13 protein-coding genes are annotated in these 14,580 nt (G+C 73.5%); 6 read left to right on the forward strand and 7 right to left on the reverse strand.

All coding sequences use genetic code 11. The features are described 5' to 3' along the window. The first annotated feature begins 123 nt into the window (after positions 1–123). Positions 124–903, forward strand: a complete 780-nt coding sequence (locus ACWDGI_RS18435) for a hypothetical protein (protein ID WP_450760225.1) — start codon at positions 124–126, stop codon at positions 901–903. Between the two features lie 28 nt (positions 904–931). On the opposite strand, the gene ACWDGI_RS18440 is transcribed toward ACWDGI_RS18435, so the two are convergent. The 4 genes from ACWDGI_RS18440 to ACWDGI_RS18455 all read right to left on the reverse strand — a co-directional run bounded on the left by ACWDGI_RS18440 (position 932) and on the right by ACWDGI_RS18455 (position 5,217). Continuing rightward, entirely contained in the window at positions 932–1,726 is a 795-nt protein-coding gene (locus tag ACWDGI_RS18440) for an SDR family NAD(P)-dependent oxidoreductase (RefSeq protein WP_450760227.1), read from the reverse strand. A gap of 74 nt (positions 1,727–1,800) precedes the next feature. Further along, positions 1,801–2,070, reverse strand: coding sequence for a hypothetical protein (locus ACWDGI_RS18445; RefSeq protein WP_450760229.1), 270 nt, complete (start codon positions 2,068–2,070; stop codon positions 1,801–1,803). Positions 2,071–2,108: 38 nt separating this feature from the next. Beyond that, positions 2,109–3,716 carry an amidohydrolase gene (locus ACWDGI_RS18450; protein ID WP_450760231.1) on the reverse strand — a complete coding sequence of 536 codons (1,608 nt, stop codon included), beginning with the start codon at positions 3,714–3,716 and terminating at the stop codon, positions 2,109–2,111. A 157-nt stretch (positions 3,717–3,873) separates the two neighbouring features. After that, the gene (locus tag ACWDGI_RS18455) at positions 3,874–5,217 is read right to left on the reverse strand and encodes a tetratricopeptide repeat protein (RefSeq protein ID WP_450760233.1); all 1,344 of its coding nucleotides are present in this window, start codon (positions 5,215–5,217) and stop codon (positions 3,874–3,876) included. Between the two features lie 403 nt (positions 5,218–5,620). On the opposite strand from ACWDGI_RS18455, the gene ACWDGI_RS18460 reads away from it, so the two are divergent. Together ACWDGI_RS18460 and ACWDGI_RS18465 are read left to right on the forward strand one after the other, a co-directional pair. Beyond that, a complete protein-coding gene (locus ACWDGI_RS18460) occupies positions 5,621–5,755 on the forward strand; it encodes a hypothetical protein (RefSeq protein ID WP_450760235.1) in 135 nt (44 codons plus the stop codon). 208 nt (positions 5,756–5,963) lie between these two features. Then, complete coding sequence (locus ACWDGI_RS18465) at positions 5,964–7,940, forward strand: Ig-like domain repeat protein (protein WP_450760236.1); 1,977 nt, start codon at positions 5,964–5,966, stop codon at positions 7,938–7,940. A 4-nt stretch (positions 7,941–7,944) separates the two neighbouring features. Here ACWDGI_RS18465 and ACWDGI_RS18470 read toward each other — a convergent pair whose 3' ends face one another. Together ACWDGI_RS18470 and ACWDGI_RS18475 are read right to left on the reverse strand one after the other, a co-directional pair. After that, positions 7,945–9,000 carry a hypothetical protein gene (locus ACWDGI_RS18470; protein ID WP_450760238.1) on the reverse strand — a complete coding sequence of 352 codons (1,056 nt, stop codon included), beginning with the start codon at positions 8,998–9,000 and terminating at the stop codon, positions 7,945–7,947. Positions 9,001–9,221: 221 nt separating this feature from the next. After that, a complete protein-coding gene (locus tag ACWDGI_RS18475; RefSeq protein WP_450760240.1) occupies positions 9,222–10,364 on the reverse strand; it encodes a PP2C family protein-serine/threonine phosphatase in 1,143 nt (380 codons plus the stop codon). Positions 10,365–10,496: 132 nt separating this feature from the next. Here ACWDGI_RS18475 and ACWDGI_RS18480 point away from each other — a divergent pair, with 132 nt between their 5' ends. Then, positions 10,497–10,937, forward strand: coding sequence for a hypothetical protein (locus ACWDGI_RS18480; protein ID WP_450760242.1), 441 nt, complete (start codon positions 10,497–10,499; stop codon positions 10,935–10,937). Between the two features lie 357 nt (positions 10,938–11,294). Next, positions 11,295–12,272, forward strand: a complete 978-nt coding sequence (locus tag ACWDGI_RS18485) for a hypothetical protein (RefSeq protein ID WP_450760720.1) — start codon at positions 11,295–11,297, stop codon at positions 12,270–12,272. 71 nt (positions 12,273–12,343) lie between these two features. On the opposite strand, the gene ACWDGI_RS18490 is transcribed toward ACWDGI_RS18485, so the two are convergent. After that, positions 12,344–13,669, reverse strand: a complete 1,326-nt coding sequence (locus ACWDGI_RS18490) for an aminotransferase-like domain-containing protein (protein WP_450760244.1) — start codon at positions 13,667–13,669, stop codon at positions 12,344–12,346. Positions 13,670–13,748: 79 nt separating this feature from the next. Here ACWDGI_RS18490 and ACWDGI_RS18495 point away from each other — a divergent pair, with 79 nt between their 5' ends. Beyond that, positions 13,749–14,537, forward strand: a complete 789-nt coding sequence (locus ACWDGI_RS18495; RefSeq protein ID WP_450760246.1) for an alpha/beta fold hydrolase — start codon at positions 13,749–13,751, stop codon at positions 14,535–14,537. Positions 14,538–14,580 lie beyond the last annotated feature (43 nt).

The following is a 14,580-nucleotide window of genomic DNA, read 5'->3' on the forward strand; positions in this document are numbered from 1 at the left end:
TCCGGGGGAGCCACCCGCACCACGGGACTCACCCGGACGGACCGGAGCGGTGGTAGGCGGGCGTCAGTGGTGATGGCGTGATCTCACGCGTCCACCGCTCCTGTTCCCGGGGAGGCCCCCGCCATGAGAGTCATCGCCTCCGGTCTTGCCGTGGCCGGCCTGCTCGCCGTCTCCGCCTGTACGGCCGGCCGGCCGCCGGAGGCGTCCGCCGCGGGCGCCTCCCCGGCGGCGAACGCGACCGCCGCCGAGCGTCCGGCCCCCGCCAGCCCGGCCGCCTCGCCCGGCATCCCGGCGCTCACCCCCGACCAGGCCCAGGCCGCGCTGGTCGAGGAGGGCGACCTCGGGGTGCCGTGGACGGCGGGCGAGTCCACCGCCACCTGGCACGACGGGCTGCTCAAGGCCGTCACCGCGCAGCCCGACTGCCAGCGCCTGCTTGACGCCCTGTACGCCGACGAACTGCTCGAACCGGCCGGCCCGCACGCCGTCACCGTCCTCGACGACGGCGACGACGACGCCCAGCTCCGCTACCAGGTCTACGCGAGCCGTGCCGCCGACGTGGACCGGACCCTGGCCTGGCTGCGGGCGGTGCCCGGCGTCTGCGGGCGGTTCGCCGCGCAGACCACCTCGGCCGGGACCGAGACCGTCCAGGTCGCCGACTCCGGGCTGGCGGCCTTCGGCGAGGCCCGGCAGGGGCTGCGGGTCACCCTCACCGCGCAGCCCTCGCCGGACGACGACCCCACCACCCTCACCGTCGACATCGCCGTCGTCCGCGTCGGCGACGACGCGATCGTCCTCACCGCCGGCGCTCTCGGCACCCTCCCGGCGCACACCACCGAACAGACCCTCGACGTCGGCGTCCAACGCCTCGCCCAGGTGAGGGAACAGGGCCGGGCACAGGCCTAGAGCCCGCCCCGGAACCCGGCCCCCGCCGTCAGGGGAGGATCGAGTCGACGTAACCGCCGTCCACCCGCAGGGCGCCCCCGGTCGTGGCCGATGCCTGCTCGGAGCTGAGGTAGACGACCATGTGGGCGATCTCCTCCGGCTCGATCAGCCGTTGCAGCAGGGACTGCGGCCGGTACTCGCGCATGAACGTCCGCTGCGCCTCCTCCCACGGCAGATCCCGGTCCACGAGTCCGTACACGAAGTCCTCGACACCGCCGGTGTGGGTGGGGCCCGCGACCACCGAGTTCACCGTCACGCCCGTGCCGGCCGCCTTCTTGGCGAACCCGCGGCTCACCGCCAGCAGCGCGGTCTTCGACATCCCGTAATGGATCATCTCGGCCGGGATGACCACCGCCGAGTCGCTGGCGATGTACTGCACGCGCCCCCAGCCGCGTTCGGTCATACCCGGCAGGTACAACCGTGTCAGGCGTACCGCGGCGAGCACGTTGACCTCGAAGTAGCGCCGCCATTCGTCGTCGCTGAGCTCCAGCGGGTCGGCGGCCCCGAAGACACCCAGGTTGTTGACGAGGATGTCCACCTGGGGCAGCAGCTCCGTCGCCCGGGCCGCGCCCTCGTCGGTGGAGACGTCGGCGGCCACGGCCACCAGGTCGGCTCCGGGGGCCTGCTCGGCCAGCGCCCGCACGCTGTCGGCCACCCGGCGTTCGTCACGGCCGTTGACACCCACGCGGGCGCCGGCCCGGGCGAGCCCCACGGCGATGGCCGCACCGATCCCCTGGGTGGAGCCGGTGACCAGTGCGGTGCGTCCTGTCAGATCGATATGCATGGGCGGGAGGGTTCCCTTCGTCCACCTGCGAATGCCAGGGTTCGTGTGCCGGTGCCTACGGATGCCACCGTCCGTCATGCGGGGCGGCACGACCCGGTCACCTGGGCCGAACGGGCTACGGCTTCTCGTAGGGGTCCGACGGCTGCCGCACCGCCTTCGCCGACCCCGCCGGTCAGCGAGCGCCCGCTGTCGTGGATCGCCCGCGAGCCGAACTCGGCGCGCGTCAGCGCCACCGGGTTCCCGGCCCGCAGCGCCGGGAAGGCCCCGACCCGCTGCGCCGCCTCGCGCTCAGCGCTGTACGAACCGAGCGCGGGCGGCGTCGCGTCCACGCTGCGGAGCCGCACATCGATGCAGCTCCGCGCCCCTTAACGGGTGGAGCCGCTCACGGCGTCACCTGAGTACCGCCGATGATCGTGTGCGTCGGATTCAGGTCACGCAGGTCCTCGCCGGAGGCGGTCGCCGGGTCCCGGTCCCACACCGTGAGGTCCGCCCAGCGGCCCGGGGTCAGTGTGCCGCGCAGGTGGGACTCGCCCGTCAGACGGGCCGCCTGGACCGTGTGCAGGATCAGCGCCTCCTCGTACGAGATCGCGTGCTCGGGGCCCTTCACGCCGATGACCGTCTGCCGTGTCGTCATGCCCCACACCGAGCGCATCGCGCCGAACCGGCCGACCGGGAAATCGGAGCCCGCGCTGACCTGGGCGCCCAGGTCGACCCAGCCGCGGGCCGGGAAGAGGCGGGCGACCCGCTCCGGGCCCCAGAAGCCCTCCTCCACCTCGGCGGTGTCGTGCAGCAGGGGCTGCTGGATGGTGACGGGGATGCCGAGGGCGACCGCACGGGCGCGCTGCTCGGGGCCGGCGAGGCCGCCGTGCTCCATCACCAGGGAGCCGGCGGGCAGCCCGGGGACGTTGCCGAGGACGCGTTCGTAGACGTCCAGGAGGGTGCGCACCGCGCGGTCGCCGTAGGCGTGCGTGCCGACCCGCCAGCCGCGCCGGACCACTGCCTCGACCGCCTCGACCAGCGCGTCGGGGTCCCAGATCAGCGTTCCGGAGAAGGAGTGGTCGCAGGCGTACGGTTCCTCGGTGGCGCCGGCCTCCAGACCGCCGTCGAGGCCGAACTTGACGCCCCACACCGACAGCCACGGGTCGGCGTCGTAGCGCCACTCCTCCATGGTGTCGAGGAGGTCCTCGACCTGGGCGGCGCCGGTCATGCCGAGCGCGGAGACCAGGGCCCGCACCCGGACTCCGGGCACGCCGTCCGCACGGGCGGCGCGCAGGAGTTCGTAGTCGGCGGGGGAGACCATGCAGTCGCGTACGGTCCCGATTCCGGTGGCCGCGTACTGGCCGCCGGCCAGGCGCAGTCCGTCGATGCGCTGCCGCCGGTCCTGGGCCGGGATCAGGCGCTCCACCAGGCCCATGGCGTTGTCGGTCAGCCGGCCGTCGAGCCTGCCGTCGGCGTCGCGGCCGATGGTGCCGCCGGCCGGTGCGGGGGTGTCCTCGGTGATGCCCGCCAGGCGCAGCGCGAAGGAGTTGACGACGTCGTTGTGGCCGCCGCGCTTGACCAGGACGGGATGCCGGTCGGTGGCCCGGTCGAGTTCGGCCGCGGTGGGCATGCGGCGCTCGGCCAGGTTGAGCTCCTGCCAGTTGGTGGTAGTGCGGATCCACTCGCCCTCGGGTGTGACCGCGGCCCGCTGCCGGATCAGCTCCAGGAACGCGGGGATGTCGCGGGCCAGGTGGACGGGGACGTCGTGGGCACCGTGCGCGGCGAGGACGAGGTGGGTGTGGGTGTCGTCGAAGGCGGGCAGCACGGTGGCGCCGGGCAGGTCGTGGACCTCGGTCGCCGGGGTCACCAGGTGGTCGAGGCCGGCCGGGTCGGCGGACACGGCGGCGATCCGGTCGCCGCGCACCGCGAGCGCCCGCTGCGGGGCCCGCCCGGGCAGCAGGGTGTGCACCGCGCCGGCACGGACAAGGAGGTCGGCTCCGTGGTCGGTCATCGTCTTCTCCGTCGTCTCGAAGGTGTCGCTGACGAGACTGTTGTAGAAGCCGTTGGCCGATCGTCCGCCATGTCGAGTCCGTTCACGCAGGAAACACGACAGTGGAGCCGCCCTCGATACCGATCATGCGACAACCACCGGGCGGTAGCGGCACCCCCTACAGCGGCGGCTGCGCCGGTGCCGGGCCCAGGGTCGTGGTGCCCGGGGCCGTTCGGTGGCCGAGGCCGGTGCGGTACGCGTCCAGGGCCGCCTCCACCCGGCCGGTGCGGCGCAGCAGGTCCCCCAGCAGTCGGCACAGGTCCGCCAGGTCGCCGGCCGCGCCCGCCCGCTCCAGCAGGCTCAGCGCGCGCACGTAGTGCTCCTCCGCGGCCTCCGTCTCCCGGGCGTCCTCGGCGATGATGCCGAGCAGGCGGTGCGCGGCGGCCGCGTGCACCGCGCCGCGCTCGGAGGAGAAGTCGCCGAGCACGTCGTGCAGCAGCGCGGCGGCCTCCTCGGACTTGTCCCGGCGGTGCAGTACGTCGGCCAGCTCGACGGCCGCCTGGCTGCGGTACAGGGCCGCCCGGGTCTCCGACAGCATCGCCAGGGCTTCCCGCAACTCGCCCTCGGCGCGCTCCAGTTCGCCGTTCTGGGCGTAGACGTAACCGCGCATCCAGTGGCAGTTGGCGAGTTCGGTGCGCAGCTGGAGCTGGCGGTACAGCTCGGCGGCCTTGGCCAGGGAGGCGTCGGCCTCGGCGACCCGGCCCTCGGCGAGCAGGGTGCGGGCGACGGAGCGGTGCATCCGGGCGATCAGCGCGGGATCGCCGGCCTGCGGGGCGAGGGCGAGGGCGAGTTCGGCGGCCTGGGCGGCGCGGGCGTGGGCGCCCATGTCCATGTACGGGCCGATGGCGGAGGCGTAGAGGAGCAGCAGCGCGTCGGGGTCGTGCAGGCCGCTGCGGTTCAGCTCGTCGAGCGTGGTCTCAAGGAGGTAGACGGCGTACCGGAGTTCACCGGCCAGGTAGTGGCTGACGGCCCGGCCGCGGATCGCCGGGACGCGTACGGGCAGCGGCTCGTCGGCCGTCCACACCTCGGCCCGCTCGAAGAACTCCCTGGCCTGCCCCAGCTCACCGGTGTCCAGGGCGCACTCGCCCAGGCCGAGCAGTGCGGTGGCCTGCTCGACCGCCAGCCCGAGCGCCTCCGCCTCCGCGAAGAGGGCGGTGTACAGGGCGGCGGCCTCCTCGGCCGCGCCGGTGGCCAGGGTCCGCTGGGCCTCCGTGAGCCGCAGCCTGAGGTCGGTGGCGAGGTGGGCGGGGCGCCCGCTGGCCAGTTCCTCGAAGCCGACGCCGAGCCGCCCGGCGATGTGCCGCAGCGCCTCGTCGGAGGCCCGCACCCGACCCGCCTCCAGCGTGGAGATATAGGCCGGTGTGTAGGCCGGTTCGGCCAACTGCCGCTGGGTCAGCCCCCGCTCGGTGCGCAGTTGCTGCACCCGTCGCCCGATGATCTCCGGATCGTCCCGTTCCTGCATTCTGTCACTCCCCCCAACTCCCCCTGCGCCCCTTGCCGTTGAGCTCTGTCAGCCCCTAGGTTAAACGGCGAATTAAACACGCTTAACCCGCCCCTGTCGTTGCGAGGTCGCCGTGCTCGGACGCACATCCGCACGCCCTGCCGCACTCCCCCACTCCCGGCTCCGCTCGATCGGGGGAACCGCCACCGCCCGTAGTGTGGCAGCCGCCGTGATCGCCGTGGCCGCGCTCATCACGGCCGCCAACGCGGGGCCTGCCAGAGCGACGGACAATGGCTCCCGTTCCACCGCGCCGGCCACCGCCGAACACGCGTCGCGCTGACGCGCCCCGCCTGCCCCGCCTGCCCCGCCGGCCCCGCCGGCCCCGGCGGGACCGCACCGACCCCGCCGGGAGGGCTTCGCCCCCGTGCGGCGACCCCGGCCTCCCGCTCCAGGCCTCCCGCTCCAGGACTCCCGGTGCGACGGCCACCTCGACGGCCACCTCGACGGCCACCTCGACGAGGCGAAGCCGACCGGCATCGCCTCCGGCGCATACGCCTGACCCGGCCGCGGCCGAACGCCCCCTCCCCGCCCCGTCGGCGACCGCTTCCCGATGGGGAATCCCGGGTGCTGATTGTCAGTGGCATGACCTAGTCTTCATCACATCCGCCACACGCGGCCCACAGCGCGCGCACATCCGCAGGCACCCGTGGGCCACTTCCCGTGGCGCCCCACTTCATTCGATCCGGGGGGTTCGAATCAGCGTGCGTATGCGCACCCGCACCGTCACGGCCGCCACCACCCTGGCGGTCCTCTTCAGCTCCGCGGCCCTGGCCGCCACCACGCCGGCCTTCGCCGACACCAGCGCCCTGCTGCCGATCAGGTCGACCGGTGACATCGTCGTCGACGGCGTCCACCAGCAGGTCTTCATCAGCGACCCGAGCAACGGCAAGATCGTCGTCACCGACTACTCGGGCAATGTGCTCAAGCAGCTGACGACCAACCTGTCCGGGGTCACCGGCCTCGAACTGTCGGCCGACTCGGGCACGCTCTACGCGGCCGTCCGGGACCTGGACGCCGTCGCCGTCATCGACACCGCGACGGACACCGAGACCACCCGCTACACCGTCGGCGACAAGCCGCGCAGCGTCGCCCTCGCGGACGGCAAGCTGTGGTTCGGCTACGGCGACGCCGCCGAGGGCAACATCGGCTCCGTCGACCTGACGAACGACCAGCACGCGGTCACCCTCAACCAGGACAACAGCTGGTACTCGGCGCCCGTCCTGGACGCGGCACCGGGCACGGACATCCTGGTCGCCGGCGACCGCGACCTGAGCCCCGCCTCGCTGACCTCGTACAACGTCTCGTCGGGCACCGCGACCCAGCTGGCCCACATCCGCACCGACGGCAGCAACCTCAACGACCTCCAGGTCACCCCCGACGGCAAGGACGTCGTGGTGGCCAGCGGGGCGCCGTACTACCACCAGGTGTACAGGACGTCCGACCTCAACGAGGACGGCAAGTACACCAGCACCGCCTACCCGAACGCGGTCGCGATCGCGCCCGACGGCACGGTCGCGGGCGGCAGCTTCGCCTGGTACGACCCGGACATCTACATCTTCCACCCGGGCAGCAGCGAGGCCGTGCGCACGTACGACTTCCCCAACACCGGCACGTCCAGCGGCGCCGACACCCTCGCCGACGGCGGTCTGGCCTGGACGCCGGACGGCTCCCGGCTGTTCGCGGTGACGTACAACGACGCGGACGTGTACTCCCTGCGCGAGTACGACACCCCGGGCCGGGCGGCCACCACCGTCACGGTGAACGCCCCGGCGACGGCGACCCGCGCCAAGCAGCTCACCGTCACCGGCACGGTCTCCTCGACGGCCCCGCTGCCCGCCGGCACCCAGCTCGCGGTCACCCGCACCGACCTGGACTCGCCGAACGGCAAGGCACTGCCCGCCGTCACCGTCAAGGCCGACGGCACCTACTCGTTCACCGACACCCCGCCGGCCGGCGGCAAGGTGACGTACCAGGTCTCCTACGCGGGCGACGCCGAGCACACGGCCGCCTCCGCCAAGGACACCGTGGACGTCTCCCGCGCCAAGCCGACGCTGACGCTGAACAACAACGGCAAGGTGTACGCGTACGGGCAGGACGTGAAGTTCACCGCCCACCTCGGTACGACCTACAAGAACCGCACGGTGGAGATCTGGGCCGACCCCTTCGGCCCGGACAAGCCCAACAAGCTGGCCAGGTCCGGCAAGGTCGACTCGCACGGCAACCTGTCCGTCACCCTGGACCTCAAGCGCGACACCAAGGTCACCGCGAAGTTCACGGGCGACGCGCGCTGGCAGCCGCGGTCGGTGTCCAGCTCGGTGGGCGCGAAGGTCAGCGTCTCCATGTCGGCCGGCCGCCAGTACAAGACGAAGAAGACCTGGGGCCAGACCTACGCCTTCTTCCACAAGACCAAGAACCCGCTGTTCACGACGAAGATGCCGTACTACACCGGCCGTGCGCAGCGGTTCGACTTCCAGGTCTACTACCAGGGCAGGTGGTACTCCGACGACTCGAAGTACTTCGCGCTCTCCGGCAGCGGCATCTCCCAGGTCGAGTTCACCGGCAACCACAAGCAGGACGTCGGCTGGCGCTTCCGGGTCCGCTCCGACTACATCAACGGCACGTCCGGCGACACCGTCAACTCCACGACCTACGGCGCGTGGAAGTACTTCACCTTCACGAACTAGTGCATCAGCTGGTCTGAAGCTGCCGCAGGTGCTGCTGGACATGGTCCAGGGCACCCTCCCGGCGGCCCGGCACCCTGAGTCTCAACTCCGCGAGCGCGGGCCCCAGTTCACGGGCCCGCGCCGCGTCCTTGATGGCCCCCCACTGGTGGTGGGCCCGGTCCACGGCCGTCTCGACGGCCGGTGCGTCGGCCGGCTGCCCGGCGGCCAGCCGGGCATGCGCGACGGTCAGCCAGGTACGGCAGCTGCGCGCCGCGTCCCCGGCGAACATCGCCAGGTCGGCCCGTACCTCGGACCAGTGCAGGGCGTCCTCGGAGGCCGGCCCGTGCGCCCGCGCGGCGGCCTCCTCCCAGCGCGCGGCGAGCCCGTCGGCCTCCGCGTACCGGCCGCCCCGCGCGGCCGTGCTGATGGCGTCGTGCGGATCCCCGCTGTCCGGGGTGTGGGTGCTGAACAGAATGCCGCTCGCGGCCTCGGCGCCGAGCCGGGCGAGCACCTGCTGGTGCAGGTGCGCCAGCGACGGCCGGTGCCCGCTGCGCAGCACGGTCGCCACGGCCTTCATGTACGACGGCGACGCGACCTCCCGGCGGGCCGGCGGCGGTGCGACACGCCCGTACACGGCGTTGTTGCGCCCGGAGTCCAGGGGCACGGTACGCAGCCACTCCCACGTCTCGTGGTCGGCGTGCAGGTCGAGGACGAGCGTGGTCGCCCCGGCCGGCCGCAACCGCAGCTCCTCGCGGATCCAGTGCCAGGGCAGGCCGGTGTAGCGGACGGTGGCGGGCGTGGTCCGGGCCAGCGCGAGATGCGGCAGCCGCTGCTTGCGGTCCAGCTGCAGCTGACCCGTGACGAACACGGTGAGCGGGCCGGGGGCGGCCGCGGCGGCCCGCAGCCGGGTCAGGACGGCCTGCGGCTCCAGAGGGTCGGCGAGTTCGACCACGTTGGCGGTGTCGGTGCCGGAGAGTATCGCCGGGGGCACGGCCGCGAGCACGGGGAGCACGGAGGCCGCGTCCACCAGGCACCCCTTGCCCGTCGGCGAGGCCGCGAGCAGCAGCACGGTTCCGGGCATCGGCCCTCCCCCTTTGTTCCCCAGGTCCACTTACGTCAGCACGGTAACCGCTGCGCCTGCAAAGCGGGGGGTACGGGAGCGGTTTGGGGCGGGATGGGAGTGTTCCGAGATACGAGAGAACACGACCGACCGGTGACCTGTACCCACGGACGTGTTGACACCCACCGTCTTCCACACTCCGCCCGCCGTCTTTCACACACCGGCCCCGGCTGCCCGGGCCCCTATTCCGGTGTACGCGTTCGCCGGATGGCGAAGATCGTGGTGTCGTCGGAGAGGTGGCCTTGGCTGTGCCGGAGGACGCCGTCGCGGAGGTGGGCGACCAGGCGGGCCGGGTCGGAGGTGGCGGCCCGGGCGGCCTCCTCGGGCAGCGCGTAGAACTCGCCGTCCGCGTTCCGCGCCTCGGTGACGCCGTCCGTGGTGACGAGAAGCGTCTCGTCGGCGGCGAGGGCGACCGTGAGGGTCGGCGGGAGGCCGGCCCCCGTCGCCAACTCGCTCATGCCCAGCGGGAGTCCGTCGCCCTGCGGCAACTCGCGTACCCCCGTCGGGCGCACCGCCAGCGGCGGCTCATGGCCGAAGTTGACCAGCTCCACCGCGTCCGGGTCGCCCGGCGGGAAGGACAGCAGCACCGCCGTGGCGAAGCGGTCGCCGTCGTCGCGGCCCAGGGCGACCGTGTGGCCCCGGTGCCGGAGCATCCGGGTCTCCAGCCGGCCGGCCACCGTCGCCAGGTCCTTCTCGTGGTACCCGGCCTCCCGGAACGTGCCCAGCAGCGCGGCCGCCGTCTCCACCGCGCCCAGCCCCTTGCCCTGCACGTCCCCGACCAGCACCCGGGTGCCGTGCGGGCCCGGCTGGATGTCGTAGAAGTCGCCGCCGACCCGGGCCACCGTGTCGGCGGCGAGATAGACCTCCGCGTGGTCCAGCCCCGCCCACCCCGGCGGCAGCGGACGCAGCACGGTCCGGCGGGTCGTCTCGGCGATGTCCCGCATGTGCAGCAGCCGCCGCTCGCTGCCGGCCCGGACCACGCAGGCGAGTATGGCCAGCACCCCGGCGAAGGCGACCAGGATGAAGTCGGGCAGCCCGGCCTGGTACTGGTGCGGCCAGACGCTGTCCACGGCGATGTAGTCGAGGACCGCCAGCACCGCGAAGACGGCCGTCGCCCAGACCCCGCAGATCGCCGCCGCGATCCCGGGGACCAGCACGATCCAGGAGATGATCCGGAACCGTTCCGTGGTGTTGAGGTCGACCGCCGTGATCCCGGCCAGCAGCAGCAACGGCGCCGCCCAGGAGAAACTCCGTCCCCGGGCCCACTCCAGGGGCTGCCGGCGCAGCAGGTCCTGCCACCGCCGCGGGGCCGCGTGGTCGGTCACGACAGTCAGAGAATCACGCGCCGGGCCCCACCGCATGTCGTGGGCGCCGCAGAAACCCCGGACGGCCGACTTGCCAGGGGGTACCCGCAGGTGTGCCCTGGAAGCTGGGGGCGAGGAGAGAGGAGCACTCTCATGGCTCAAGCGGCACCCACGTCCGGAGGCATGCCCCGGCGCGGCCCATCGCCCGACATCTTCAGCCCGCAGGCCCACGCCATGGCCAGACTGGCCTTCCCGATCATGACCGGGCTGATCTACGGCTACTGGGCGGCCGCGAACCGGCGCAGCGGCGGGCCCATCACCGGCTGGAACCTGCTGTTCGGCTTCGTGACGGCGATCGTCTTCGCCGTGGTGCTGTTCGGCGTGCTGACGATCGCCCCGCGGCTGCGGCGGGAGGTGCACGCGCTGATGTGGACGGCGTTCATGGGGATCGCCTTCGGCTTCCTGTACAGCCAGAGCGGAGAGTCGATCCTGCGCTCCACCAGCATGTCCCTGGCGATCGCGGCGGTGACGTTCGTCGTGATGTTCTACCGGTTCTACACGCACGAGGACGCGGTCGGCCATCGCATCCGTTGACCGCTCCCGGCCACGCGTGGGCCCCGGCCGTGCCGGCCGGGGCCCACGCGTTCCCCTTTTTCCCTCACGGGAGTTTCCCCTCACCGGCCGCCGGGCCGCCCGAGGGCGCCCGGCGACATCCCTGCGGAGCCGCTCCGACCGTTCCACCGGGGAACAGATCTCCGCACGACCAGGAAACACCCGTTCGGGCCAACCCTCCACCGGAGCACGGCGCCCCAAGGGTTTCCGGCGTCCGGCCGCCCGGCCGCGGCCGCCGTTTCGTCCATTCGGCTCGACCTGACGCCCCGCCGTGCCCCGGATGCAGTCACACCGCTCGCCCGACCTGCCCTCAGGGGCTTGCCTGGAGGCGTGCCCCCCGTGCCCTCCGCGCCCACAGGGCCCGCGCGGCCGGTTCGGCGCACCCGGGCCGTACGTCACCGCAACGCCCTGTCGGCCCTGCTGATCGCGCTGTCCTGTCTGCTGCTGCCGTTCGGCGCGCTGGCGGCCTGGGCGGCGTACGGGCTGGCGGACACCGGACAGTACGTCAGCTCGATGGCGCCGCTGGCCGACGACCCGGACGTCCGGGACGCGGTGGCGGACACCGTCGGCGAGGGCATCATGCGCGAGGTGGACGTCGGCCGGCCGATGCAGGGCACGGTCGCGCCCTTCGTGCGTGAGGCGGTCCGCTCGTTCACCCAGACCCGGGCGTTCCGGCTGGCCTGGGACGCGGGCAACCGGGCCACCCACGACGCGATCCTGCGCGCGCTCCAGGACGAGCGCGAGGAGGCCGTGACCGTCGACCTCGCGCCGGTGACCGCCCAGGTCAAGGACCAGCTCACCCAGGACCATGTGCCGCTCGCGGCCCGTATCCCGGTCCAGCACACGGCCGTCGCGGTGCTTCCGGCGGCCGAACTGGACCGGCTCCGGAAGGGGTTCCACGTGCTCGAAGTCGCCGGCTTCTGGCTGCCCGTGTCGGCCGCCGTCTTCGCGGTCGGCGGTATCGCCGTCGCCGTCCACCGCCGCCGTGCGGTGCTCGCGACCGCGCTCGGTACGGCGCTGGGCGGCGGCCTGCTGGGGATCGCCCTCACCGTCGGCCGCTCGCTCACCCTGTCCGGCCTGCCGTCCGACGTCTCGCATCCGGCCGCGGCCGCCGTCTACGACGCCCTGACGTCCACCCTGCGCACGGTCTCCTGGCTGCTGCTGGGCCTGGGTCTGGCGGTGGCCGCGCTGGCCTGGCTCGGGGGACGTGTCCGGCGGCGGCCGGGCGAGGAGCAGGAGCCGTCCTCCGACATGCCCGATTCCGCCTCCCTCAGGACGGATTCACAGCCTGCCGGTGAGAACCTGCCCATCCTGTGACCGGCCGCCGCGGCGGACGTCAGGGGCGGCGCGCCGCGAGCTCCGCGAGCGTGCGCAGCGCCCCCCGGACGTCAGGGGCGGCGCGCCGCGAGTTCCGCGAGCGTGCGCAGCGCCCCCACCAGCTCGGCCTCGGCCACCGACGCGAGCCCGAGCCGTACCGCGTCCGGAGTCCGCTTCGGGTCGACCCGGAAGGCGGTGCCGGGCGTGATCCCGATGCCGTGCGCCGCCGCGGCCGCCGTGAAGCCGTCCGCCCGCCAGGGTGCGGGCAGTTCCCACCAGGCGAAGTACCCGCACGGGTCGGCCCTTACGGCGTACCCGTCGAGCAGCTCGCGGACGAGCCCCTGCCGCTGCCCGGCCTGCTCGCGCTTGGCCGCGACGAGCCGGGCCACGGTCCCGTCCCCGATCCACCGCACCGCCGCCTCCAGCGCGAACGCCCCCGGCCCCCACCCCCCGGACCGCACGGCCGCCGCCACCGCGTCCACCCGGTCCTCGGGTACGACGACGAACCCGACGGTGAGTCCGGGCGCGACCCGCTTGGAGAGCGAGTCGACGACATGGACGAGGCCGGGCGCGAGCGCGGCGAGCGGTGGCTCGGGGCCGGTGTGCAGGAACGACCAGACCCGGTCCTCCACGACCGGCAGCGCCAAGTCGTCCACACAGCGCCCGAGCTGGAGCCGCCGCTCGGTCGGCACGGTCCGGGAGGTCGGATTGTGCAGGGTCGGCTGGAGGTAGAGGGCGGAGAGCGGGGCGGACCGGTGCGCGGCGCGCACGGACTCGACGACGGGCCCCAGCTCGTCCGTCTCCACCGGCACGAGTGTCACGGAGAGCCGGGCCGCGACCTCCTTGACCAGCGGATACGTCAGCGGCTCGACCCCGACCCGGCCGCCCGGCCGGACCAGCGAGGCCAGGGTGGCGGCGACGGCCTGGCGGGCGTTGCCGGTGAAGAGGACACGGCCCGGTTCGGGCCGCCAGTCGCCGGTGGCGAGCAGCGCGGCGACGGCCTCCCGGGCCCGCGGGGTGCCGTCGGCGGCGCCGGTGCGCAGCGCGTCGCCGAGCGCGTCGGGGCGCAGCAGGGGAGCGAGCGCGGGGGCCAGCAGTTCAGGCTGCCCGGGCACGGAGGGGTAGTTGAGCTCCAGGTTGACGCGGGCGGTGCCGTCCTCGACCAGTGCCCGGCCCTGCGGGGTGACCTCGGTCGCCCGGACGAAGGTGCCGCGCCCGACCTCGCCCACCACCAGCCCGCGCCGCACCAGTTCGGCGTAGACCCGCCCGGCGGTCGAGGGGGCGACCCCGTGCCGTCGTGCGAACGCCCGCTGTGGAGGCAGCCGTTGCCCGGCCCGCAACCGCCCCCGCGCGATGTCCAGCGCGATCCGGTCGGCGATCCCCCGAAAGTCGTTCACGGCCATCCCCCCATCGGCATTGCACCGAGCGCAAAGATCTTATTGCACCGAGGAGTTGGCCGCACCTAGGGTCGTCCACATGCCGCCCTTCCTCGCATACGACGACAATGACCCGCAAACCTCGCGAACCCCCTTGCTGCTGATCCACGGGCACCCCTTCGACCGCACGATGTGGCACCCCCAGCGCACCGCCTTCGCCCCCTCCCGCCGGGTCATCGCCCCCGACCTGCGCGGCTACGGCGCCTCCCCGGTCACCCCCGGCGTCACCCCGCTCTCCCGCTTCGCGGCGGACCTGGCGGAACTCCTCGACGCGCTGGAGGTGGAGACCTGCGTTCTCGTGGGCCTGTCGATGGGCGGCCAGATCGCGATGGAGTGCTACGACCTCTTCGGCGCCGAGCGCGTACGGGGCCTGGTCCTGGCGGACACCTCCCCCTCCCCGGAGACACCGGAGGGCAGGCGGGCCCGCAACGCCATGGCCGACCGGCTGCTGCGCGAAGGCATGCGGGGCTACGCCGACGAGGTCCTGGAGAAGATGGTCGCCCCCTACGCCCGCCCGGAGGTGAAGGCCCACGTCCACCGCATGATGACGACCACCGACCCCGAGGGCGCGGCGGCGGCGCTGCGCGGCCGGGCCGAACGCCCCGACTACCGACCCCTGCTGGCGAAGGTCACCGTCCCGGCGCTGGTGGTGGTCGGCACCGACGACGAGTACACCCCCGTCTCCGACGCCGAGGCCATGCACGCCCTCCTCCCCGACGCCACCCTCCGGATCATCGACGCGGCGGCCCACCTCCCGAACCTGGAACGGCCGGAGGACTTCAACCGGGCACTGTCGGAGTTCCTGTCACGGGTGGACGAAGAGTCCTGATCCCGGTGGGCGAAGGGTCGGATCCCCGGCGGCCGGGAGCGGC

This window comes from Streptomyces sp. NPDC001220 (assembly GCF_053597895.1).

Coding starts and splice junctions, on each gene's coding strand:
- ACWDGI_RS18435 (WP_450760225.1), top strand. CDS start 124: ATGAGAGTCATCGCCTCCGGTCTTGCCGTGGCCGGCCTGCTCGCCGTC.
- ACWDGI_RS18440 (WP_450760227.1), bottom strand. CDS start 1,726: ATGCATATCGATCTGACAGGACGCACCGCACTGGTCACCGGCTCCACC.
- ACWDGI_RS18450 (WP_450760231.1), bottom strand. CDS start 3,716: ATGACCGACCACGGAGCCGACCTCCTTGTCCGTGCCGGCGCGGTGCAC.
- ACWDGI_RS18455 (WP_450760233.1), bottom strand. CDS start 5,217: ATGCAGGAACGGGACGATCCGGAGATCATCGGGCGACGGGTGCAGCAA.
- ACWDGI_RS18465 (WP_450760236.1), top strand. CDS start 5,964: ATGCGCACCCGCACCGTCACGGCCGCCACCACCCTGGCGGTCCTCTTC.
- ACWDGI_RS18470 (WP_450760238.1), bottom strand. CDS start 9,000: ATGCCCGGAACCGTGCTGCTGCTCGCGGCCTCGCCGACGGGCAAGGGG.
- ACWDGI_RS18480 (WP_450760242.1), top strand. CDS start 10,497: ATGGCTCAAGCGGCACCCACGTCCGGAGGCATGCCCCGGCGCGGCCCA.
- ACWDGI_RS18495 (WP_450760246.1), top strand. CDS start 13,749: ATGCCGCCCTTCCTCGCATACGACGACAATGACCCGCAAACCTCGCGA.